Below are 23,126 nucleotides of genomic sequence, written 5' to 3' on the forward strand. Positions count from 1 at the left end.
GGTGCTTGGACTGAGCCGTGCCGTGCGGGAGGCGCTCCGCGCCGGTGCGGTGCGGTGTCGTGCGACGGGCGCCTGACTCTTAAGGTAGAGGATCGTTGAACGATCCCTCAATACCCATGTTGTTTCGTTCTTGTATCTGCGATTGAATTCCGGACATGACAGAGCTGAGCGGACTGGCGGACGATCGCGCCCTGTTGGGCCGCACCAGCACCGCCGAGCGGGTCGCGGACATCCTCAGGAGCCGGATCGCCGAGGGGTACTTCCCGCCCGGCACCCGGCTGTCCGAGGACAGCATCGGCGCGGCTCTCGGCGTCTCGCGCAACACGCTGCGCGAGGCGTTCCGGCTGCTCACGCACGAGCGGCTGCTCGTCCACGAGCTCAATCGCGGGGTCTTCGTGCGGGTCCTGACCGTCGAGGACGTCGAGGACATCTACCGCACCCGCGCCCTCGTCGAGTGCGCCGTGGTCCGAGGGCTCGGTGAGCCGCCGTACGCCGTGGACGGCCTGGCGACCGCCGTGGCCAACGGGCAGCGGGCGGCTCGGGAAAGTGAGTGGAAGGGTGTCTCGACCGCCAACATCCACTTCCACCGGGAACTCGTCGCGCTCGCCGGAAGCGCCCGCACCGACGAGCTGATGCGCAGCGTCTTCGCCGAACTGCGCCTCGCGTTCCACGTGGTGGACGACCCGCGACGACTGCACGAGCCCTACCTCGCGCGCAACCGGGAGATCCTCCAGACCCTCCAGAAGGGCGACCGGGACGAGGCCGGGCGGCTGCTCACGGTCTACCTCGACGACTCGCGCAAGGGACTCGTGGCGGTGTACGGGAAGCGGGTGGCCGAAGGGGAGCGGGGAACCGGCTGACCGGCCGCGACGAGCGCGGGGGCCGCTGTGAGCGCCGGTCGCTTCTGCGTCGTTTCGACCGTTGTCAGACCTAGGACCTAGTCTGTGCTCCGTGACTTCGCCTGCATCGACGGACAGTGTTCCGCCCCAGCTCAGCGCGGGGCCGCGCCCCGCTCCGGGCCCGGCCGCCGACGAGGGTCTGGCGCGGCGGCTGCGCGCGCTCGCCTGCACCGCGCCGTTGCACGACCTCGACGTACGCAAGGCGAATCTCGCCGGTGAGTACTCGGTCTACGGGATGGCGGAGGTGGCCCTCGCCGCCATCGACCTCGTCACACTGAACATGGACTTCGACACGGGTGCCGACCACGACCAGATAGTGGCCAGGCTCATCCCGCGCATCGCCGCCCAGGCCCCGCGCCGGCCCGTCGCCGAGCACGAGCGCGTCGCTCGCTGGGTCCTGGAGAACCTGATCAACGTCGGCAGCGTCGACCGCGGCTTCCGGGCCGTATACGGCACCTTCGCGCCCGACGGCTCCTACGTACGCCGTGACTACGACTTCAAGTTGATCGAGGAGGTGCCCGGGTACGGCGGAAGCGTGTATCTCCGTACGACGGACGAAGCGGTCAACGTGCTCGTCGGCGCCCTCGACACGGATGTCACCAGCGCGCAGATCGCCGCCGAGGTCAAGCTGGAGGTGCTGATCAGCCGCGGCAGGCTCGCCGACGCGCAGCTCGCCGCCGAGCAGGCCAGATACCGCACCGTGCAGTACGCGGAGACGCTCCGCAGGGCGCTGGACGCGACCCGGCGCAACGTGCGCGCCGTCGACTGGCTCCAGGCGGTGCCCGACCTGATCGCGGAGGCCCTCGACCACGTCGCCGACCGTTATCGCCACGAGAACGCGATCCTCACCAACATCCGCAAGGCCCGCGACGAGTCCGAGGACGCCGAGCAGAAGCGGCGTGCCGCCGAGCTCGTGGACATCGTCAAGGACTGCATCCGCAGGCATACGCAGTTGCAGTCCCGGCTCCTGGAAGCGGGGCCGCTGTTCCGTGCGGAGCAGGACCGGCAGGCCTTCGGCACGCCCATGACGACCTCGGGCATAGATCTCTACGGGCATCTCGTCGCCCCCGTGCTGCCGTTGCCCGTGGAGCAGGCGCTGCGCGTGACGGACGCGTTCTTCGCGCGCGGGACGGGGCTGCGCACGCCGATGTCGGTGCGGGTCGGGGACCTCGTCGACATACTGCTGACGCCTCCTCTGGAGCGGGAGCATCTGGGCGCCGAGATGCCCGAACCCGACCTGATCGCCACGCCGGACGACAGCCGGTTCAGCGAGGAGCAGTTGACGAGCGCCATGGAACTCCTCGATCTCCCGGCCGACGCCCCGCGCCGGCTGTCCGGGCTGCTGGCCGACGCGCGGCGCCGGGATCCTGAACTCCCGTACCTCGTCGCACTGTTGGCGGTGCACGCGGCCAGCCCGCCGGTCGGTACCGCCTACCGGCAGGGCGAGGGGAAGCTGCTGTTCGCCGTGGACGACGGAGTGGAGCTGGAAGATCCGGAGTTCGGCGGGGCCGATCTCATCGTCGGCATGGCTCTGCTGGACACGGTGGGGATGGCGGCGGGCAGGACGGAGGCGGCGTGATGTCTTTCGGGGTGCCGTACCAGTCGCGGTTCCGGTCGCCGTTCGTCTCGCCGGTCGGGTCACCGCTCGGGTCACCGTTCGGACCGTCGTGCCAGTCGCCGTTGCGGAATCGGCCGACCGGCGCCGGTCGCGTCCGTGCGGTGCGACCGACGGGGCCCAGCGGCCCCTGCCCAGCCGCCCGCCCCCTCGTACACCGGACCAAGGAGTGCCAACCGTGACCGAGCACGTCGAATGGAGTGACCCCGAAGCCGTCGCCGCGCCGGCGACCGCCGCCGTCACCCCGGCCGACGCGGCCGACGCCGCGCGGCTCGTCGCCTTCGGGCTCCAGCCCAAGCTTCAGCCCGCGCGCGACCAGGAGTATGCCGAGCTGTTGCGGCGGTACCGCGAGGACCCGCCGTTCGCGCGGCTCGCGGACGCCGTGGCCGCAGGGCTGGGGCTGGTCGTCCTGGAGGTGTCCCCGCGCGCGGGGATGGCCGTGACCGCGGCCGAGGACTCCGTGTTCGCCGTCCGTATGGGCGACTACGCGCGGCGGGCGTCGGCCGACTCGGGCGACAGGTTCCTGCACGGGCTCGCCCATCTCGCCGTCGCCGCCATGTCGTTCCCCCGCCCCGAGGACCTCGCGGACGACGGCTACATCGGACGGGTCTCGGTCAACGGAGTCGACGCGTTCGTCCGACAGGCCTGCCGCCGGCTGGAGGAGCGGGCCGACGAACAGGGGCAGAACACCGACCCGGCGACGGACGCGCCGGGACTGGAGGCGGCCTGGCGGATCTGGGCGCGGCGCAGCTCCACCGGGGCCACCAAGGACGCCCGAAGACTGGCCGGTTCCACCACCGGGATCGTCGGCAAGGCCGTCGCCTTCCTCACCGACTCCGGGTTTCTCCAGCGCACCGGGGACGACTCCGGGGGGACGTACCGGACGACGGCCCGCTATCAGCTCCAGGTCCGCGACATGGCCGGTAGTGCGGCGATGGCCGAGCTCCTCGAGCTGGGAGTCGTTCCGGTGACGGACGGCACGGCCAGTCTGCTGCCCGCCGAGGACACCGACGACGTGGAGCTGGCGGTCGGCGCGGGTCTGCCCTTCCACTCCTGACCGAGCGACTGAACGCCGACCGGGACGGTCACCGTACGACCGGGTGGCCGACCGGCACGGTCACCGGCCCACGCGGTAACCGACCAACGCGGTGAGCCGGCCAGCGAAGTAACCGACCAACGCAGTAAGCCGGTCAGCGAAGTGACCGGCCAACGCTGCAGTATCCGACCGACTCGACAACCGACCGACCACCTCGACTTCCCTTACGACTACGAGAGTTCGCCGCCATGTACGAGTTGTCCCGGGTCCGCCTCTACTCCATCGGGCCTGCCGGTGCGCGCTATGCCGACACCGTCCTCGACCTGCGAGGAGTGGGTCAGCCGGTGCCCGACCCCGCGCCCACGCAGGCGGAGTTCTTCGCGGAGGAGCCGGTCGGGCCGCCCCGGCGCCCGGCGCCCGCGGGCGTGCTCTTCCTGGAGAACGGCGGCGGGAAGTCGGTGCTGCTCAAGCTGATCTTCTCGGTGATGCTGCCGGGCCACCGGAACACGCTGGGCGGCGCCAGCTCCGGCGTGCTGCGCAAGTTCCTGCTCGCCGACGACTGCGGGCACGTCGCCCTGGAGTGGCAGCACACGCTGACCGGTGAGTGCGTGGTGGTCGGCAAGGTGAGCGAGTGGCGCGGGCGCCAGGTGTCCAACGACCCAAGGAAGTTCGCCGAGGCCTGGTACTCCTTCCGGCCCGGTCCGGGGCTGAGCCTGGACAATCTGCCGGTCGCCGAGGCCACGACCGTACGGCCGCCCGTGGAAGGCGTGTCCGGGGCGCAGGGGCGTCGGCGCACCATGAAGGGCTTCCGGGACGCGATCACGGAGGCGGGCAAGGCGTACCCGCACCTCGAAGTGCACTGGGAGGAGATCCACGACCGCTGGATCGAGCACCTCGGCGACCTGGGCCTCGACCCCGAACTCTTCCGCTACCAGCGGGAGATGAACGCCGACGAGGGCGAGGCGGCCGGTCTCTTCGCGGTCAAGAAGGACTCCGACTTCACCGACCTGCTGCTGCGCGCCGTCACCGACACCCGGGACACGGACGGACTCGCCGACCTGGTCGGCGGTTTCGGCAACAAGCTGGGGCGGCGCGCCGAACTCATCGCCGAGCGGGACTTCACGGCCGGGTCGGTGGACCTGCTCGGGCGGATCGTCGAGGCCGCCGAGGGACGGGCACACGCGCGTGACATCCACGCGGGCGCCGAGCGGCGTACGCGGACGCTGGCCAGGCGTCTGTCCGCGCGTGGTGTGCGTGAGCGTGACCGGGCCGGCGAGCTGGCGCAAGGGGTCACCGGCGCCGCGCGCACCGTCACCGAGGCCGAGGGGGCGCGCTCCACGAGCGCGCTGATCGCGGCCGAACTCGCCTACCGGCACGCCTCGTTGGCCCTCGCCGGAGCCGAGAGGACCGCGGCCGCGCAGAAGCGTGAGCTGGCCGACGCGCGCACGCTGCACTTGGCGTGGCAGGCAGCCGAGGCCGTACTGCGGCACCGCTCCGCCGCCGACCGCTCCGCGCGCGTGGCCGCCGCGATCCGCGAGGCCGAACGGGACGCGGCGCCGGCGCTGGCCGCACGGGCCAAGGCCGCCGTCGACCTCGTGCGGGCCCTGCACCGTGCCGCCGACGGTGCCGAGGCGCTCGCCAACGAGGAGGAGGAGCGGTCCGCCGGGCTCCAGGAGGTCGGCGAGACGGCTCACGCGGACGCCACCGCCGCCGCTACCGCCGCTCAGCGCGCCCGCAGCGAGGTCGGGCACCTGCGCCAGCGCCTGAGCGAGGTCGAGCAGGAGACCACCGAAGCGGTGCGGGCCGGCTGGCTCGACGACAGCGCCCCCGACGCCGACCCGGCACGGGCCGCGCTTGCCGCCAGCGACGCCGAGAAGACGGCCGTCGCCGCCTGGGACAGCGCCCGGGAGGCCTCGCGGCGAGCCTCCGAGCAAGCCCGCGAGGCGGCTTCCGTGGCATCCCGCGCGGAGCTGACGGCGGCCCGCGCGGCGGACGCGGCGACGGCGGCCGAGCGGTCGTACGACGCCGAGCGGGGCACCGCGGAGAGCTTGGCGGGGGAGGAGCGACTGGCCGAGCTGCTGAGCCTGCCGGGTTCCTCCGGCGGCGCGCGAGGCGGGGTGCCGGTCCCCCGGGCGGGAGCGGAGGGTTCCCCGGGACGGGGGGTGGCGGGCAGCGCCTCCGACCGCGCCGGCGACGACACACAGGGCGGTGCCCGCACGGCGCGGGTCCGCTCGGGCGCAGGCGAAGGCCGGGGCGCCGCTGACGGACACGGCCAGGACGGCGTCGCCGCGGTGGCGCGCTCGGGCCGCGGTGCCGGTCGCGCGGACGGGGTCGGCGGAGAGGGCAACGCGGGCAGGGCCCAGGACGAGACCTGGTCGGCGGCCGAAAGCGCCCTTGCACCCGAGCAGTTGGACCACTACGCCGACGAACTGCGAGAGCTGCTCGACGACGGGGTCGCCTCCGCCGAGCGTCAACTGTTCGACCTGCGGACCGCCGCGGCCGACGACGCGCGGATCCTCGGGGCGCTCGGCGACGGAGGGCTGCTGCCGCCCGGCCCTGACGTGCTCGCCACCGTCGAGTACCTCGGGGAGCACGGGATTCCCGCGCTGCCCGGTTGGCGCTACCTCGCTCAGGCCGTCGACCCCGTCGACCACGCGCGGGTGCTGGCCGCCAGGCCCGAGCTGGTCGACGGCGTGATCATCACCGACCCCGCCACCCACGCCCGCGCCCGCGAGGCGCTCAACGACGCCGCCCTGCTGCCGAGATCCGCCGTCGCCGTCGGTACCGCGGCCGCGCTCCTCGCCCCGACTCCGGCGCCCGGTACGGCCGACGGCGACGTCTTCCTCGTACCGCCGAACCCGGCCATGCACGACGAACACGCGGCCGACGAGGAGCGCCAGGCCCTGCGCACGCGCGCGACGCGGCGCGACGAGGACATCCGTGAGCTGGCGGGACGGCTCGCCAAGGACCGAGAGCTGGCGGCACGGCTCGCGTCCTGGCGCACCGGGTGCCCCGCGGGGCGGCTCGTCGAGCTCGCCGCGACCGCCCGGGACGCGCGCGCGTTCGCCGAGGAGGCCGAGGCCGAGCTGACCGAGGCCCGCGCGGTGCGGGCCGAAGCGGACGAGGCGGCGGCCGAGGCAGCCCTCGTCCGGGACGAGCGGCAGGAGGCCGCCCAGCGCGCCCGACGCGCCGCCGACGCGCTCGCCGGGCTCGCGTTCCGGCTGCGCGAGCGGGCCGGCTGGCAGGTCAGGGTACGCGAACTCGCCGACGACGCAACGGAGTCGGAGGCCCGCGCGCAGCTCTGTCTGGAGCGCGCCCGCGCCGCCGACGAGGACCGCCGCGGCGCCCAGCGCGCCGCCGACGACGCACGCCGCACGGCCCGCGCGCTGCGTGCCGAGCGCGCCGAGATCGCGGGCGCCCCCGACGACGTACCTGAGGACGAGTCGACGGCCGCGAAGTCGTCCCTGCCCGCCCTGCGCGAGGCGTACCGGGCGGCATCGCAGCTCTACGAGAAGGTCGGCGTCGGTGCCGACCTCCGCGCCGAGCAGGCGCGCGCCGAGACCGAGGAGAGCGCGGCGCTCGCCGAGTGGGACCGGCTCAGCAACAAGGTGCGTACGCGCGCATCGCAGCTTCTGGAGTCGCCGGACGGTTCCGACGGGCCGTCCCGGCAGGCCGCGGCCGCCCGTGCCGAGGAGCTCGTGCAGCTCTTGGAGACCCGGATGTCGACCGCGAGCGAGCAGCTCGGGCGGCTGCGCGGCGAGGCCGAGCGGCACGCGCCCGAGGACGGCGAGGCGCACACCGGACTGTCCGAGGAACTGGTCCCGCGTGACGCCGAGCACGCGCAGGCGCTGCTGCGCACGGCAACCGGTGAACTCGCCTCCCGCACCGAGGCGTTGAGCCGGGCACGCGAGGCCCACGCCGAACTCCTCGACGCCCACCGGGCCGCCGAGGACGCGGGCGCCGGTTTCGACGAGACCGCCGCTCTGCTCAGGGACCTGCTGCGCGAGCACTCCGAGGAGGAACACGAGGAGACCGAGCCCTACCCCGGAAGCCTTGAGGAGGCCCGGCACTCCGCCGCGGAGGCCCGCCGCTCGCTGCGTGGCTGCGCCGCCGACCTCTCCGCCGCCGAGGCCGCCGTACGTGAGGCGAGTGACATCCTCGTACGGCATGCCAACTCCACGCGCTACGAGCAGGTACGGACCCCGGCGCGGCAGCAGATCCGTGAACTGCCCGCGTCCGCGCTGCCGGAGCACGCCCAGAAGTGGGCGGACGCCTTCGCTCCCCGACTGCGGGTGCTGACGGACGAGTTGGAGCAGCTGGAGCGCAACCGGGACTCGATCGTGGACCGGCTGCGGGGGCTCGTCGAGTCGGCGCTGGCCACGCTGCGGTCCGCGCAGCGGCTGTCGCGGCTGCCGGAAGGGCTCGGCGAGTGGTCCGGGCAGGAGTTCCTGCGCATCCGGTTCGAGGAGCCCGACCAGGCCACGCTCGCCGAGCGGCTCGGCGAGGTCGTCGACGAGGCCACCCGGGCGGCGGTCAAGAAGAACTCGGACATGCGCCGCGACGGCATGTCACTGCTGCTGCGCGGGGTGAGTGCCGCGCTACAGCCGAAGGGCGTCGCCGTCGAGATCCTCAAACCGGACGCCGTACTGCGCGCCGAGCGCGTCCCCGTCGGACAGATGGGTGACGTGTTCTCGGGGGGCCAGCTGCTCACCGCGGCCATCGCGCTGTACTGCACGATGGCCGCGCTGCGCAGCAACGACCGGGGCCGCGACAAGCACCGGCACGCGGGCACGCTGTTCCTGGACAACCCCATCGGGCGCGCCAACGCGACGTACCTGCTGGAGCTCCAGCGGGCCGTGTCGGACGCGCTCGGTGTCCAACTCCTCTACACGACAGGGCTGTTCGACACGACCGCGCTCGCCGAGTTCCCCCTTGTCATCCGCCTGCGCAACGACGCCGACCTGCGCGCCGGGCTGAAGTACATCAGCGTGGAGGAGCACCTGCGGCCGGGTCTGCCGCGTGCGGCCGCCGCCGAGGAGGCCGGGCACAGCGAGATCACGGCGACCAGGATGTTCAAGAGGCCCGCGCCGAGCACCCCTTGAGGGGCGCGGGGAACTGCGCGACCAGCCACGGACGGCCCGCAGTCACCCCACGACAGGAACCTACCCATTCGCCTTCAGCATGTCCGCGCACTTCTCGCCGATCATCATCGTCGTGATGCACGGATTGACGGAGATGAGGTCCGGCATCACCGAGCCGTCCGCCACCCGCAGACCTTCGATCCCCTTGACCCGCAGGCGGGCGTCGAGCGGGGCCGAGGTGTCGTCGTCCGCGCCCATCTTCACGGTGCAGGACGGGTGGTAGACGGTGTTGTGGGTCTTGTGGATGTAGTCGAGCAGTTCGTCGTCGGTGCGGACATCGGGTCCGGGGGCCAGCTCGGCGCCGGTCCAGCCGCTCAGTGCGGGCTGCGACGCGATCTTCCGCGCCAGTTTCAGGCCGTACGTCATCACCCGGGCGTCGTGCTCGTGGGTGAAGTAGCGCGGATCGACCATGGGCTTGTCCCGGTAGTCGCGGGTGCGCAGCCGCACGGTTCCGCGTGACTTGGCGCGGGTCACGTTCGGGGTGAGGCAGAAGGCGTTCTCGGACGTCGGATAGCCCCAGCGCGCGGTGTTCATGTCGAACGGCACCGAGCCGTAGTGGAACATCAGGTCCGGGCGGTCCAGACCCGGTTCGGTGTCGTAGAAGATGCCCGCCTCCCACCACTGGCTCGAGGTGGTGGTCATGGGCTGCTTGGCGTCCCACATGATGACGCCCTCGGGGTGGTCCTGGAGGTTCTCGCCGACGCCCGCCGAGTCCAGCACCACCTCGACGCCGACCTCGCGCAGGTGCTCGGCCGGCCCGATGCCCGACAGCATCAGCAGCTTGGGCGTGTCGATGGAGCCGCAGGACACGATCACCTCGCGGCGGGCGCGCACCGTGCGGATGTGGATCAGGTCCGGGTCCAGGTACTCGGCGCCGACGCAGCGACGCCCGTCGAGGACGAGCTTCTTGGCGCGGACCCCGGTGCGCACCTCCAGGTTGGGCCGCTTGCCGATGACCGGGTGGAGGTAGGCCACCGACGAGGACTGCCGGATGTTGTTCTCGTCGGAGTTGATCTGGAACCAGTTGGCGCCACGGACCACGGTCTTGCCGGTGTTGAAACCGGTGGTGGGAATGCCCGCCTGCGCACACGCCTCCAACAGGGCGGTGCCACAGGGGTCTTCGCCCTTCAGCGTGCGCAGCTTCACCGGGCCGGTGCGGCCGTGGTGGTCGCCGGGAGCGTCGTTCGACTCCAACCGCCGGTAGAGCGGGAAGAGTTCGGCCGCGCTCCAGCCCGTACAGCCCGCCGCGGCCCAGCCGTCCAGGTCTTCGGCGGGTGCCCAGAAGGCGATACAGGAGTTGTGCGAGGAGCAGCCGCCGAGCACCTTGGCGCGGGCGTGCCGCATGAAGCTGTTGCCGCTGGCCTGCGGCTCGATCGGATAGTCCCAGTCGTAGCCGGACTCAAGGAGGCCCATCCAGCGCTCCAGTTTCATCACGTCGTCGTCGCCGACGTCGCTCGGACCCGCCTCCAGCACGCACACCGTGACGGACGGGTCCTCGGAGAGCCTGGCCGCGACCACGTTGCCCGCGGTGCCGCCACCGACCACGACATAGTCGAACTCATCTGCGTTCATGGGGAGTTGACCTCCTTGAGTCGGATGCTTACTTGGTCGCCTACTCGATCGCGGTCACCATCGGGGCGCTCACTCGACGGCCGCGTCGGACGCGGCCGGGGCGGCCGGGGGCTGCGTCAGCTGGTGCTCGGCGAGCACCCCGGTCCGGTGCCGCTGCACGAACCAGTAGTAGGCGAAGCCACCCCCCATCACGATGCCGACGAAGAGGACGGCACCCCAGCGCAGATACCAGTGGAAGGGGGCTGTCGCGTTGTAGACCGCCGCGCGCGGCCAGAGCAGGTTGATCGTCATGGCCGTGCCCCACAGCACCGCGACGATGTTGACGAGCAGGCCCCAGCGGCCGAGCGAGAACTTGCCGTCGCCCGCGGGCTGCCACTTGCCGCGCAGTCGGGCGACCAGCATGGGCACGGTGACCCCCAGATACGCGAGGTAGATCATGATGATGCCGATACTGGTGACCACGGTGAAGATCTGCGGCTGGCGGATGTTGACCACCAGGATCGCCAGCGCCAGGATGCCGATGATGACCGCGGGCAGCACCGGGGTCTGGAACCGCGGATTGACCTTGGCCAGCTTGGACGCGGCGGGCAGGTTGTTGTCGCGGGCCATCGCGAAGGCCAGCCGGATCGCCGCCGTGTGCACGGCCAGGGCACACACCGTGACCGCGATGAACACGCACCACAGCATGGCCTTGCCCGCGTCCTCACCGAGCACGTCGAGGACGATGAACTGCAGGCCGTCCGTGGACAGCTTGTCGCCCTTCAGGCTGGAGACACTCATCAGGGCGAACAGCAGGACGAGCCCGCCGAGCACGAACGAGGCGATGATGGCGCGGAGGATGGCGCGCGGCGCGTTGCGCGAGGGGTCGACGGACTCCTCGCCGAGCGACGCTGCCGTGTCGAAGCCGTACATCACGTACGCGGACGCGAGTGACGCGATCAGGAACGCGCCGAGGTAGCCGCCGGGCATGCCCGCTCCGGTGCCGTTCGTCTCCAGGACGACCTGCGGACCGCGCGTGATGTGCACCGCGAACAGCACGATCAGTACGACGGTCGCGATCAGCTCGATGAAGACGCCCGCCGTGTTGATCCGGGCCATCAGCTTCACACCGAGGGCGTTCACGAGGGTGGTGAAGACGATGAGTACGGAGGCCAGTAGCACGGCGTTGGTGGCGACGTCGTACTTGCCCGTGCCGTCGCCCACGAACTGGAACACGGAAGAGATCTGAGGAAGCGTCAGCTGATACGCGAGGGCCACGGCGGCGATCGACACGATCGAGGCGAGCAGCATCGTCCAGCCCGCGAGCCAGCCCACGTGCGGATTGCCCACCTTCTTCGACCAGTTGTAGACGGAGCCGGCCACGGGATAGCGGGCGGCGAGTTCGGCGAAGCACAGCGCGACCATGAACTGGCCCACGAAGACCATCGGCCACGACCACCAGTAGGCGGGTCCGCCGCTGCCGTAGCCGAAGTAGAAGAGCTGGAAGGTGCCGGTGAGGATGGAGATGTAGCTGATGCCGGCGGCGAAGGTGTGGAAGTTGCCGAGTGTGCGCTTGAGTTCGGGCTTGTACCCGAACTCCGCCAGTTCCGAGTCGTCGTGACTGTGTTTCTCGGGTGGCTGAGCCGTGGTGGTCATGAGCGGCCTCCTGGGAAGGGGGAGTTCTCCCGGACGGGTAGGGGAGTGCGGCTCGTGCGGGGTCGTTGGTGCGCGGGTGCTGGTAGGTGGGGATGAGCGGTGAGTGCTGGATCGTACGCCGGTCAGCGGGTGCCGGACCCTACGGTGGATCAGCGGATTCCGACGCGTACGACTCCCATGAGCGGAGTCCCGTGCCGACGGCTGGTGCGTATGACTGTCCTGGTCGGAGTCCGGGTGCCGACGGCTGGTGTGGATGGCTCCCGTGGGCGGAGCTAGTCGAACCAGCCCTGTGGGCTCGGATTCGTCGTACGCCAGATGTGCTTGGTCTCCCGGTACTCGGCGAGACCGGCGGGCCCGAGTTCCCGTCCGAACCCGGACTGTTTGTAACCGCCCCACTCGGCCTGCGGAACGTAGGGGTGGTAGTCGTTGATCCACACGGTGCCGATGCGCAGCGCGGACGCGACCCGCTGGGCCTTCGCCTCGTCGGAGGTGAAGATGCCGCCCGCGAGCCCGTAGATGGTGGCGTTGGCCAGCCGCACCGCCTCCGCCTCGTCGGCGAACCGCTCCACCGTCAGTACGGGTCCGAAGGACTCCTCCTGGACGACGGACATCCCGCCGGAGCACTCGTCCAGCACGGTCGGCGGATAGTAGAAGCCCTCCGGGTGCGGAGGATCGGCGGGCCGCTCCCCGCCGCAGCGCAGCACCGCGCCCTCCTCCAGGCCCTTGGCGACATAGGCCTCGACCTTCGCCCGGTGCGCCGCCGAGATCAGCGGTCCGGTCTGCGCGTGCTCGTCGAACGGGCCGCCCAGCCTGATGAGTCGGGCCCGGCGCACGACCTCGTCGACGAAGCGGTCGTGCAGCGGGTCCTCCACCAGGAGCCGGGCGCCGGCCGAACACACCTGCCCCGAGTGCAGGAAGACGGCGGTCAGCGCCATGTCGACGGCTGTGTCGAAGTCCGCGTCCGCGAAGACGATGTTCGGGTTCTTGCCGCCGAGTTCGAGGGCGACCTTCTTCACCGTCCCGGCCGCGGCGGCCATCAGCCTGCGACCTGTCTGGAGGCCGCCGGTGAAGGACACCAGGTCCACGTCCGGATGGTCGGCCAGTGGTGCGCCGGCCTCGGGTCCGGCGCCCAGGATCAGATTGGCGGCGCCCGCGGGCAGCCCGGCCTCCGCCAGGAGACGCATCAGATGGATCGCGGTGTGCGGGGTCAGCTCGCTCGGCTTGAGGACGAAGGTGTTGCCCGCCGCGATCGCGGGGGCGACCTTCCACGCCGTCTGGAGCAGCGGATAGTTCCACGGAGTGATCAGCGCGCAGACCCCGACCGGCTCGTACACGACACGGCTGTCGACACCCGCCGATCCCGTCTCCACGACCCGGCCGGCCTCGCTCGCCACCAGCTTCCCGAAGTAGCGGAAGCAGTTCACGATGTCGTCGATGTCGTACTCGCTCTCCACCAGGCGTTTGCCGGTGTCGAGCGATTCCGCGCGGGCGAGCGCGTCCTTGTCGCGTACGAGGAGGTCGGCGACCCGCAGCAGCAGATCGCCGCGCTCGTTCGCGGGTGTCCGCGGCCAGGGGCCCTCGTCGAAGGCGCGGCGGGCGGCGGCGATCGCGTCGGCCGTGTCCTGGCCGCCCGCCTCGTCCACCTCGGCCACCAGCGAGCCGTCGGCCGGACAGCGGATCTCGCGGGTCCGTTTCTCCCGGGCACTCGTCCAGGCGCCGTCGATAAAGAGATCAGCCATCCATGCCTCCCAGCATGCCTATGAGCCACTCGTGGAAGATCCCGATGTGGTGCTCGGTGGGCACCAGGACCCCGCCCCGCCGGTAGGCGCGGGACGCCATCGCGGGCTGCGTACGTTCGCAGGCCTCGAAGTCCTGGGCGTTGACCCGATGGAAGAGTTCCACGGACTTCGACACATCGGCGCCCGACGCGACGACCTCCGGAGCGTAGAGCCAGTCGCACTCCACGACCGTGCGGTCCTCGGCGAGGGGGAACATGCGGTGCAGGATGACATGGTCCGGGACAAGGTTGATGAATACGGTCGGTTTGACGGTTATCGCATAGTAACGACGGTCCTGGTCCTCCGCTACCGCTGGCAGCTTCCCGAAACCCTCGCTGCCGTCGACCGTGAAACCCTTGATCTCCGCACCGAACTCGGCGCCGTGACCGACGTAGTACTGGGCGGCATAGCCCTCCGCGAACTCCGGGAGTACGTCCGTGAGCTCGGGGTGGATCGTCGCGCAGTGGTAGCACTCCATGAAGTTCTCGACGATCAGCTTCCAGTTCGCCTTCACGTCGTAGGTGATGCGCTTGCCGAGAGCGAGGTTCTCGGTGCCGTAGTGCTCGATGGCGGCCGCGTCGCCGAGCCGCTCCACGGCCGCGCCCGTCACCGTCTCCTCGAAGGACGCCGGCTCGTCGGCCAGGCACACCCAGGCGTACCCGAGCCACTCCCGCAGGGCGACCTTGACCAGGCCGTATTCGGTGCGGTCGACGTCCGGCATCCTGACCAGGTTCGGCGCGGCGATCAGTTTTCCGTCGAGGTCGTACGTCCAGGCGTGGTACGGGCACTGGAGATTGCGGCGGACCTCGCCCGCCTCCTCCGTGCACAGCCGGGCCCCGCGGTGGCGGCAGACGTTGAGGAAGGCGCGCAGTTCACCGGTGCGCGAACGGGTGACCAGGACGCTCTCCCGGCCGACCTGGACCGTGCGGAAGGCGCCGGGCCTGCCGAGCTCGGCGGAGCGGACGGCGCAGAACCACATCGACTCGAAGAGTCGCTCCTGCTCCTGCCGGAAGATCTCCGGGTCGGTGTAGTAGTGGCCCGGCAGCGTCGCGATGAGGCTGGGGGGTAGGGGGCTCGGGGAGATGGGGGTCGTCGTCACGTGCTTACTCCTCGGGCGGGCGCGGCGGCGAGGCGGGAGGGGTCGAAGAGGTCGATCGGGTGTTCGGTGGCACCGTTCAGGGCCAGGTCGGCGAGGATCTCGCCGACGACCGGCACGAACTTGAAGCCGTGCCCGGAGAACCCGCAGGCCACCGTGACGGACTCCGGGTGCGCGGGGTGCCGGGCGATGACGAAGTGCTCGTCGGGGGTGTTGGAGTACATGCAGGTGGCGGCCTTCAGGAAGCTGCCGGGGAAGTCGGGGATGCAGCGGGACATGTGGTCCGCCATGCCCCGGATCTCGTCCTCGTGCACGGTCCGGTCGATGTTCTCCGGGGTGCACTCGACGCCCTTGCGGAAGAAGGCGACCTTCGCGCCGAGGTCCGGTCCGTCGATGGCGGGGAAGCCGTAGACCTGGACTCCGGCCGCGTCCTCCCAGATGTAGACGGGATGGTTCTCGGGGACGAAGGGCCCGACTCCCGCTTTCGGCTGGAACCAGTACATGACCTGCCGCTCGATCGTGAACGGCACCCCCAGATCGGTGAGCAGCTGCGGCGCCCACGCCCCTGGGCAGATCACCAACTGGCTTGCCGTGTAGGTGTTTTCGGCCGTGTGGACACGGACGCCGTCCCGGTACGGCTCCCAGCGCGTCATCGGCTCCTCGAAGTGCAGGTCGGCGCCCTGGCGGGTGGCGAGCTGGAGGTGCGCGGCGACGGTGTTCTCGGGGCGGACGAATCCGGCGCGGGCCTCGTACAGCGCGACCTCGTCGTCGTGCGGGTTGAGCGTCGGGAAGCGGCGGCGGATGTCCGCCGCGTCCAGGATCTCGTGCGGCAGGTCCCACTGCCTGGCGGAGCGCAGCGAACCGGCGAAGGTCAGCGAGTCGGGAGGACCGACCATCACGCCACCGCAGAGCGTCGCGATGTCCCGCCCGGTGGCCCGCTCCACCTCGTCGTACAGCTCGTAGGCGCGCAGGAGCAGAGGCACGTACGCCGGGTCCTCGAAGTACGACTGCCGTGTGATCCGCGAACCGCCGTGGCTGGAGCCGCGGTTGTGCACCGGGCCGAACTTCTCCAGGCCGAGCACGCGGGCGCCGCGCGCGGAGAGATGGTGGGCGGCGGCGCTGCCCATACCGCCGAGACCGATCACGATCACGTCGTAGGTCGAAGCCACAGTAGGTCTCCTGATGGTGCGTCAGCAGCGGATACGGGTCATCTTCGGGTCGAAGAGCGGCTCGTCGGCGACGGTCGCGTGGATCTTCTCCCCGAAGTACTCGATGTGCACGCCCGCACCGGTCGGGAGCACCGGCAGCCAGGCGTACGCGACGCAGCGGCCCAGCGTGTAGCCGTACGAGGCGCTGGTCACGTAACCCGCCGGGACGCCGTCGACGTGGACAGGCTCCTTGCCGAGGACGACGGCGGCCGGGTCGTCGAGGAGAAGCGGTGTGAGCCTGCGTGTCGGCTCCGCCCGGGAGATTCCCCGCAGTGCCTCCTGGCCGACGAACCCGTCCTTGTCCATGCGGACGGCGAAACCGACGCCCGCCTCGTACGGGTTGTGCTCGTCGGTCATGTCGACGCCCCAGGCGCGGTAACCCTTCTCCAGACGCAGGGAGTTGAAGGCCGAGCGGCCGGCCGCGACCACGCCGTGCTCCCGGCCCGCCTCCCACAGCGTGTCCCAGAGCCTGAGCCCGAGGTCGGCGCTGGTATACAACTCCCAGCCCAGTTCTCCGACATACGACAGGCGCATCGCCGTCACCGGGACATGCCCGAGGTAGGCCTCCTTCGCGCGGAAGTATCCGAAGCCCTCGTGCGAGAAGTCGTCGCGGGTCAGCGGCTGGACGAGGTCGCGGGCGAGCGGCCCCCAGACGCCTATGCAACAGGTACCGGCGGTGATGTCCCGGATGTGCACGTCGTCCGGCGCGCGCCGGGTCAGCCAGTCGAGGTCCGTGGGGGAGTTGGCGCCCACCTGGAAGCGGTCGGCGGCGAGCCGCGCGACGGTGAGGTCCGAGCGCACACCGCCCGTCTCGTCCAGGAGCAGCGTGTACGTGACCGCGCCGGGCTTCTTGCGGAGGTTGTTGCTGGTCATGCGCTGGAGGAAGCCGAGCGCGCCGGGACCGGTGACCTCGAGGCGGCGCAGCGGGGTCATGTCGTACAGGGCGACCCTCTCGCGGGTCGCCTTCGCCTCGGCGGCCGCGATGGGCGACCAGTAACGGGCCGACCAGGCGTCGCGCTCGGGGAGTGGCGAGAGCGCGTCGACCAGCGGGGCGTTCGCCTCGTACCAGTGCGGGCGCTCCCAGCCGCCCCCCTCCAGGAACCGGGCGCCGAGCTCCTGCTGCCTGGCGTAGAAGGGGCTGACGCGCAGCGGACGGGGCTGTTCCATCGGCTGGAGCGGGTGCAGGACGTCGTACACCTCGACGAACTGCCGCGAACCGCGCTCGCGGACGTACGACGGTGAACGCTGCGCCTCCTCGAACCGCGTCAACTCGCATTCGTGCAGGTCGATGGAGGCGCGTCCGTCGACCATCCATTCGGCGACCGCCTTCGCGACCCCCGCGGAGTGGGTGACCCAGACGGCCTCCGCCAGCCAGAAGCCGCGGAGTTGCCGGGACTCCCCGAGGACCGGCATGCCGTCGGGCGTGAAGGAGAAGACGCCGTTGAAGCCCTCCTCGATCTCCGTGTCGCGCAGGGCGGGGATCAGCCCGCGGCAGTCGTCCCAACTCGGCGCCCAGTCCTCCTCGGTGAAGGGGAACGAGGAGGGCATCTCCATGTCCTTCGCCCGCGCTTCGTCGTAGGGGAGGATCGCGAACGGGTCGACCGGGAGCGGCTTGTGGGCGTAACTCCCGATGCCTATGCGGTCGTGGTGCTCGCGGAAGTAGAGGTCGCGGTCCTGGAAGCGGAGGATGGGTTTCGAGGCCTCGGCCGCCGCCCCGGCCAGCTCGGGGAGTTGCTTCGTCCTCGCGTACTGGTGTGCCAGTGGTTGCAGGGGTACGTCCACTCCGGCCATGCGGCCGATGACCGGGCCCCAGAAACCGGCGGCGGAGACGACATGGTCGGCGGGGAAGGTGCCGCGGTCGGTGACCACGGCGGTGACCCGGCCGTCCTCCCGCTCGATTCCGGTGACTGTGTGGCGGTCCAGGAAGCGGGCGCCGTTCTCGGTGGCCCGTGCCATCTGCGCGCGGGCCGCGAGGAGGGCGCGGGCCAGCCCGTCGTCGGGTGTGTGAAAGCCGCCGAGGACGACCGACTCGTCGATGAGCGGCCAGAGTTCCTTGCAGCGGGCCGCGCTGACGATCTTGCCGCGCACGCCCCAGGAGGCGGCGTAACCGGCCTTGCGGTGCAGGTCGGCCAGGCGCTCCGGGGTGGTCGCCAGTTCCAGGCCACCGACCTGGTTGAAGCAGGAAACCCCGTCCACCTCGAGGGAGTTGAACTTCTCGACCGTATAGCGGGCGAACGCCGTGAGTGTCTTGGAGGGGCTCGTCTGGAACACCAGGCCGGGTGCGTGCGAGGTGGAGCCGCCCGGGGCGGGCAGCGGCCCCTGTTCGAGGACGGTGATGTCTCTCCAGCCGCGGGCGGTCAGCTCGTCGGCGAGTGAACAGCCGACGATGCCGGCGCCCACGATGACCACACGGGGATGGGATTCGAGCGTGCTGGACATGCCCCTCCTTGCCGGGGTGCGGTACGAACGCGCTCAGGAAGTGGGTGGGTTGGGCCACTCGGCGGCGACGGGTGGCACCTTCGGCGACCGGTTGCTCGCAGGACCACCACCGAACGCAGCGAGGACCTCGGGTGGCACGGCTAGCTCCTTTGCTGTTGCGCAATGCACGATGGGTTGCGTGATGAGGAACATATTGAGAACGCCGTCATGGGGTCGTCAAGAGCTGGGGGTTAACCCTTGGCAAAAGGAACGGGCGGTGCGAAACGCGCCCGACACACAGCGGCGCGGGGCCAGGTGATTCCTGGCCTCGCGCCCGGGTGCGGGTGCGGTGCGGGTGCCCGAGGCGGCGCCCCGGGACGGGTCTTGCGGCGCGGGTTTCCCGGCGCGTGGGGTGCCCCCGCCGCGTCGGGTGCCCGCCGCCCGCGATGCGTTGCCCGCGGTGGGCTGAGCGTCGAGCGCTGTGTGTCGACCGCAGTGTGTTCAGCGTCGAGCGCTGTACGTCGACCACTGCGGGCCGGCCGCTGTGAGCCGACCACCGTGTGTCGACCGTTGTGCGTCGACTCCGCGCGTTTTTCCGCCGCTTGGGCCGCCGGGCGTCCCCCGCGGCTTCCGTCAGAAGCCGTAGCCCATCCGGCGGGAGAGCTCGGCCGCGGCGGCGACCGTGCGCTTGGCGAGGTCCGGCAGCCGGTCGGAGTCCAGCCGGTACACCGGCCCGGAGGTGCTGATCGCGCCGATGACCTTGCCGTCGTGGGCGCGCACCGGGGCGGCCACCGCGGCCAGGCCCAGCTCCAGTTCCTCGATCGCGAACGCGTAGCCCTGTTCGACGACCGCCTCCAGTTCGGAACGCAGCGCGGCCGTGCCGGTGATGGTGCGTTCGGTGAACCGTCGCAGCGGGCGGGCCAGCAGGCCCTCGCGCAACGTGGGCGGAAGGTGCGCGAGGAGGACCTTTCCACTGGAGGTGGCGTGCAGGGGTGTGCGTCTGCCCAGCCAGTTCTGCGCGGTGACGGAGGCGGCGCCGCGGGCCTGCATGATGTTGACCGCGGCGTAGTCGTCGAGGACCGCAATGTTGACGGTCTCGCCCAGCTCGTCGGCCAGTTCACGGCAGACCGGTACGCCCTCCTGCGAGATGTCCAGACGCACCGCCGCCGCCCCCGCGAGGCGCAGCACGGCGGCCCCCAGGTAGTACTTCCCGCGGTCCTTGGCCTGCGCCACCAGGCCGCGGTTCTCCAGGACGCCGAGCAACCGGAACGCGGTGGACTTGTGCACCTCCAGCTCGTCGGCGATCTCGGTGACACCCGCCTCGCCGAGCCGCGCGAGGATCTCCAGCACGCTAACGGCGCGGTCCACCGACTGGACGGCGCTGCCGGCCGTCCTGCCCTGTTTCTCCGCCGTCGCCCCGTCGGCCTCGGTCCCCTCGTTCGGCTCGGACTGCTTCTGCGCGCGGGTCATAGCTCGACTCTCACCACCTGGCGGCCCTGTTTGAGCCGCATCTGCGGGAAGCCCTTGACGTGACGGGACCCCCGCGCGGATTCTGTTGCGCATAGCGCTCCCTCGTGCGCCATGCGAAACATCATGTTATCGAAGCGTCCGGAACCCGACAGGACTCGAAGACGAGCACCTCAGGATCGGTTCCCGGACTACCTGGACCTGAGCGGCCGGACGACGTGTCCGGACCGAGAGGGGGGCCCATGATTCCCGTTTGCCGCCTCGAAGACCTCCCCGTGGGCGAATCCGCCCGGATCGAGAGCACGCCGCCCATCGCCGTGTTCAACGCCGACGGAGAGCTGTACGCCATCGACGACACCTGCACCCACCAGGACGCCTCGCTCTCCGAGGGCTGGCTGGACGGCTGTCTCGTCGAATGCCCGCTGCACGCCGCCTCATTCGATCTCCGTACGGGGCAGCCGACATGCCTGCCCGCGCGCCGCCCCGTCCGCACCCATCGGGTCACCGTCGACGACGGCGTCATCCACGTCCACCTGGCCGCGGAGGAGGGCACCGCCGCATGACGTACGAGACCACCGCCGACCACGAGTGGACCGCTCCCGGCGTCGACCACGAGTGGACTGCTCCCGAAGCACCGCCCGGAGCCCGCCTGGCTCGGTGTGCCGCCGACGGGACGGACCTCGTCCCTGCCGTAAGGCACCGAGGGCGCGCCTCATGAGGACCGTGACCGTCGTCGGTGCCTCCCTCTCCGGGATGTACGCGGCCCGCGAACTGCGGGCCCAGGGGTTCGACGGACGACTGGTGATCGTCGGGGACGAACCGCACCGACCCTACGACCGCCCGCCCCTTTCCAAGGACTTCCTCACCGGCCGCGCCGACGAGGACCAACTCGCCCTCACCGACGACGAGGAGCGCGCCGAACTCGACGCCGAGTGGCTCCTCGGCGTACGTGCCCGCGGCCTCGACGTCCGAGGCCGCACCGTCCTCCTCGACGACGGCCGCACCGTCTCCACCGACGGCGTGGTCATCGCCACCGGCGCGGCGGCCCGCCGCCTTCCCGGTGACGACCTCGCCGGCGTCCACACCCTGCGCACCCTCGACGACGCCCGTGCCCTGCGCGCGGAACTCACCCGAGGCCCTCGCCAAGTCGTCGTCATCGGGGGCGGCTTCATCGGCGCCGAGACCGCCTCCTCGTGCGCCGCGCTCGGCCACGACGTCACGGTCGTCGAGGCAGCCGCGCTGCCTCTCGTCCCCCAACTCGGCCCCGACATGGCCGCCGTGTGCGCCGCGCTGCACCGCCGGGGCGGCACCGGTCTCGTCACCGGCACCGGAGTGGAGAGCTTGCGGGGGAGCGGCGCCGCGCGTACGCACCGCGACTCCACCGCGACTTCGCACCATGGTTCCTGCGCCGGGCAGGGGACCGCCGAGGGCATCGCGTCACGGCGTACCGTCACCGGCGTACGGCTCACCGACGGCCGGACCCTTCCCGCGGACGTCGTGATCGTGGGCATCGGGGCCACCCCGAACACCGGCTGGCTCGCGGGCTCGACGCTCGCCCTGCGGGACGGAGTGCTGTGCGACGACGGCTGTGCGACCGGACTCCCGCAGGTGGTCGCGGTCGGTGACGTCGCCCGCGTCGGCGGAACGCGCGCCGAGCACTGGACCTCTGCCACCGAACAACCCCGTGTCGCCGTACACAACCTGCTCGCCGGACGCACCGTGGACACCGTGCGATCGCTGCCCTACTTCTGGTCCGACCAGTACGGCGCACGCATCCAGTTCGCGGGCCGACGGGACCAAGCCGACACCGTCTGCATCACCGAGGGCGCCATCGAGGACGGCGCACCGGCCGAGGGCGGCTTCCTGGCCCGCTACGAACGTGACGGCCGTACGACAGCCGTCCTCTCCGTCGACCGTCCTCGTCCCTTCATGCGGGCGCGCCGCGAACTCGCCCGTGACGCGAGTCCGGTGGAACCGGCGGCACGGTGAGGGCCTGACCGGCCACCGGACGGTCAGCGCCGGCGATCCGCCCGTCGGGCGAGGGCGGCACCCCTAGGGGGTGTCGTTCGGATCGGCCCGGGTCCGCGACGCCTGGCACGGCACCTCGCCGCGTTGTCGCATCACCCGAGTACGTCCAGTACGCGGATGACGCTCCGCCTCGCGACGCACCGCACCAGACGCCGCGGCCTGATCCGGACCGATCCGAACGACACCCCTAGGAGTGCGACAACCGACCGGCCCCGCTCTGCCGGCGTATCCGTTCCTGGGCGCGCTCGTCCGTCCGTGCCTGCCGCCGAGCCCTGCGCACCTCACGGCGCAGCGCCCGCGCGGTGCTGCTCGGTACCGACACCACTCCGTTCCGCTGGTTCCACACCTGACGTGTCACCCAGACGTCGAGGGCCGCCCAGGTGGCCACGACCGTGCTGGCGACGCTGCTGAGGACCATCGGGAAGGCCAGCCAGGATCCCGCGAGGGTGGACAGGAAAGCCACCATGGCCTGGATCAGGGTCACCGAGATGACGAGGAGCGCCCGCACGGCCGCCGTGCGCACCGGATCGGGCAGCCGTCGCCTGGTGGCGGGCTCCTCGACCCACAACGGCCGGTAGTACACCCGCTCTTCGTACCCCTCCGCAGCCGGGTCCTGCCCCTTCGTGGCGCCACGCCTCTCCGCGGTGCCATGGCCCTCTGTGGCGCCATGGGTATCCGGCGCGGGGCGCCGCTCTTCCGTGAGGCCGGACGCGTCTCTCGCGCGGCTGTGCGTCTGCCTCTGTGCCGGGCCGGGCCCGCCCGGCTCTGCCGTGCGGCTGTGCCTGTCCGCGGTTCTGTCCAGCCCGTCCGTGTGGCTGCGCCCAGCCACCGCGACGCCCTGCCCGTCCACCTCGAAGTACCCGCCCGTCACCCCGTGCCGCTCGTCCGACCGATCGTGCCCGTCCGCCGGGATACCGCGATCCGTTGCCTGCCTGGCTGGTTGTACCGCCTCGGGCTCCGCAACGCTGACCCCCGGCGCCCCGCCCCGCTCCGCCGTGTCCATCAACTCGTCACTCCCCACCGCCCAGCAGACCTGTCGCACCGGTGTCAGCTGACCCCGGCTCCCCTTTGGCTGCCCGGCTTGCGCTGTATTACGCCGCCTGGACGCGGCATGCGGCACCTGTGGCCGATTCCGCCCCGTCCCCCGTACAGAAAGACGAACAACGTGCCCTGAAGATTCCCAAGAAGCGAAAAATTCCGGCCAACTGACGATGTTCGCCTCTCCGATGTGAT

Annotated in this window: 15 protein-coding genes; 7 read left to right on the top strand and 8 right to left on the bottom strand. The window is 71.3% G+C overall.

The window, feature by feature from the left end:
• Positions 1–155 precede the first annotated feature (155 nt).
• The 4 genes from ACIBLC_RS36385 (at position 156) to ACIBLC_RS36400 (ending at position 8,652) form a co-directional block, all read left to right on the top strand.
• Complete coding sequence (locus ACIBLC_RS36385; RefSeq protein ID WP_399215711.1) at positions 156–860, top strand: GntR family transcriptional regulator; 705 nt, start codon at positions 156–158, stop codon at positions 858–860.
• A gap of 91 nt (positions 861–951) precedes the next feature.
• Entirely contained in the window at positions 952–2,478 is a 1,527-nt protein-coding gene (locus tag ACIBLC_RS36390; protein ID WP_399215712.1) for a hypothetical protein, read from the top strand.
• 214 nt (positions 2,479–2,692) lie between these two features.
• On the top strand, positions 2,693–3,571 hold the full coding sequence (locus ACIBLC_RS36395) for a hypothetical protein (protein WP_399215713.1): 879 nt from the start codon (positions 2,693–2,695) through the stop codon (positions 3,569–3,571).
• A 227-nt stretch (positions 3,572–3,798) separates the two neighbouring features.
• Entirely contained in the window at positions 3,799–8,652 is a 4,854-nt protein-coding gene (locus ACIBLC_RS36400) for a hypothetical protein (RefSeq protein ID WP_399215714.1), read from the top strand.
• A 60-nt stretch (positions 8,653–8,712) separates the two neighbouring features.
• On the opposite strand, the gene ACIBLC_RS36405 is transcribed toward ACIBLC_RS36400, so the two are convergent.
• The 7 genes from ACIBLC_RS36405 to ACIBLC_RS36435 all read right to left on the bottom strand — a co-directional run bounded on the left by ACIBLC_RS36405 (position 8,713) and on the right by ACIBLC_RS36435 (position 19,868).
• The gene (locus ACIBLC_RS36405) at positions 8,713–10,263 is read right to left on the bottom strand and encodes a GMC family oxidoreductase (protein WP_399215716.1); all 1,551 of its coding nucleotides are present in this window, start codon (positions 10,261–10,263) and stop codon (positions 8,713–8,715) included.
• A 69-nt stretch (positions 10,264–10,332) separates the two neighbouring features.
• Positions 10,333–11,898, bottom strand: coding sequence for an APC family permease (locus ACIBLC_RS36410; protein ID WP_399215717.1), 1,566 nt, complete (start codon positions 11,896–11,898; stop codon positions 10,333–10,335).
• A gap of 272 nt (positions 11,899–12,170) precedes the next feature.
• Positions 12,171–13,637 (bottom strand): aldehyde dehydrogenase family protein, encoded by a 1,467-nt coding sequence (locus ACIBLC_RS36415; RefSeq protein WP_399215718.1) that lies wholly within the window; start codon positions 13,635–13,637, stop codon positions 12,171–12,173.
• Entirely contained in the window at positions 13,630–14,775 is a 1,146-nt protein-coding gene (locus tag ACIBLC_RS36420; protein ID WP_399215719.1) for an aromatic ring-hydroxylating dioxygenase subunit alpha, read from the bottom strand. Before ACIBLC_RS36420 ends, ACIBLC_RS36415 begins: the two co-directional genes overlap by 8 nt.
• On the bottom strand, positions 14,772–15,941 hold the full coding sequence (solA, locus tag ACIBLC_RS36425) for an N-methyl-L-tryptophan oxidase (protein WP_399215720.1): 1,170 nt from the start codon (positions 15,939–15,941) through the stop codon (positions 14,772–14,774). The genes ACIBLC_RS36420 and solA overlap by 4 nt, the downstream gene beginning before the upstream one ends.
• A gap of 21 nt (positions 15,942–15,962) precedes the next feature.
• Entirely contained in the window at positions 15,963–18,419 is a 2,457-nt protein-coding gene (locus tag ACIBLC_RS36430; protein WP_399215721.1) for an FAD-dependent oxidoreductase, read from the bottom strand.
• 612 nt (positions 18,420–19,031) lie between these two features.
• A complete protein-coding gene (locus ACIBLC_RS36435; protein WP_399215722.1) occupies positions 19,032–19,868 on the bottom strand; it encodes an IclR family transcriptional regulator in 837 nt (278 codons plus the stop codon).
• A 239-nt stretch (positions 19,869–20,107) separates the two neighbouring features.
• On the opposite strand from ACIBLC_RS36435, the gene ACIBLC_RS36440 reads away from it, so the two are divergent.
• Genes ACIBLC_RS36440 through ACIBLC_RS36450 form a run of 3 tightly spaced genes read left to right on the top strand, consistent with a single transcriptional unit; the run spans position 20,108 to position 21,854 of the window.
• Complete coding sequence (locus ACIBLC_RS36440; protein WP_399215723.1) at positions 20,108–20,428, top strand: bifunctional 3-phenylpropionate/cinnamic acid dioxygenase ferredoxin subunit; 321 nt, start codon at positions 20,108–20,110, stop codon at positions 20,426–20,428.
• A complete protein-coding gene (locus ACIBLC_RS36445; RefSeq protein WP_399215724.1) occupies positions 20,425–20,583 on the top strand; it encodes a hypothetical protein in 159 nt (52 codons plus the stop codon). Before ACIBLC_RS36440 ends, ACIBLC_RS36445 begins: the two co-directional genes overlap by 4 nt.
• A complete protein-coding gene (locus ACIBLC_RS36450) occupies positions 20,580–21,854 on the top strand; it encodes an NAD(P)/FAD-dependent oxidoreductase (protein WP_399215725.1) in 1,275 nt (424 codons plus the stop codon). Before ACIBLC_RS36445 ends, ACIBLC_RS36450 begins: the two co-directional genes overlap by 4 nt.
• Positions 21,855–22,080: 226 nt before the next feature.
• On the opposite strand, the gene ACIBLC_RS36455 is transcribed toward ACIBLC_RS36450, so the two are convergent.
• On the bottom strand, positions 22,081–22,695 hold the full coding sequence (locus tag ACIBLC_RS36455) for a hypothetical protein (protein WP_399215743.1): 615 nt from the start codon (positions 22,693–22,695) through the stop codon (positions 22,081–22,083).
• Between the last annotated feature and the right edge of the window lie 431 nt (positions 22,696–23,126).

Origin of the sequence: Streptomyces sp. NPDC050535 (genome assembly GCF_044457665.1) — a bacterium.
In the GTDB taxonomy this organism is placed as follows: domain Bacteria; phylum Actinomycetota; class Actinomycetes; order Streptomycetales; family Streptomycetaceae; genus Streptomyces.

Coding starts and splice junctions, on each gene's coding strand:
- ACIBLC_RS36385 (WP_399215711.1), top strand. CDS start 156: ATGACAGAGCTGAGCGGACTGGCGGACGATCGCGCCCTGTTGGGCCGC.
- ACIBLC_RS36400 (WP_399215714.1), top strand. CDS start 3,799: ATGTACGAGTTGTCCCGGGTCCGCCTCTACTCCATCGGGCCTGCCGGT.
- ACIBLC_RS36405 (WP_399215716.1), bottom strand. CDS start 10,263: ATGAACGCAGATGAGTTCGACTATGTCGTGGTCGGTGGCGGCACCGCG.
- ACIBLC_RS36410 (WP_399215717.1), bottom strand. CDS start 11,898: ATGACCACCACGGCTCAGCCACCCGAGAAACACAGTCACGACGACTCG.
- ACIBLC_RS36415 (WP_399215718.1), bottom strand. CDS start 13,637: ATGGCTGATCTCTTTATCGACGGCGCCTGGACGAGTGCCCGGGAGAAA.
- ACIBLC_RS36430 (WP_399215721.1), bottom strand. CDS start 18,419: ATGTCCAGCACGCTCGAATCCCATCCCCGTGTGGTCATCGTGGGCGCC.
- ACIBLC_RS36435 (WP_399215722.1), bottom strand. CDS start 19,868: ATGACCCGCGCGCAGAAGCAGTCCGAGCCGAACGAGGGGACCGAGGCC.
- ACIBLC_RS36440 (WP_399215723.1), top strand. CDS start 20,108: ATGATTCCCGTTTGCCGCCTCGAAGACCTCCCCGTGGGCGAATCCGCC.
- ACIBLC_RS36445 (WP_399215724.1), top strand. CDS start 20,425: ATGACGTACGAGACCACCGCCGACCACGAGTGGACCGCTCCCGGCGTC.
- ACIBLC_RS36450 (WP_399215725.1), top strand. CDS start 20,580: ATGAGGACCGTGACCGTCGTCGGTGCCTCCCTCTCCGGGATGTACGCG.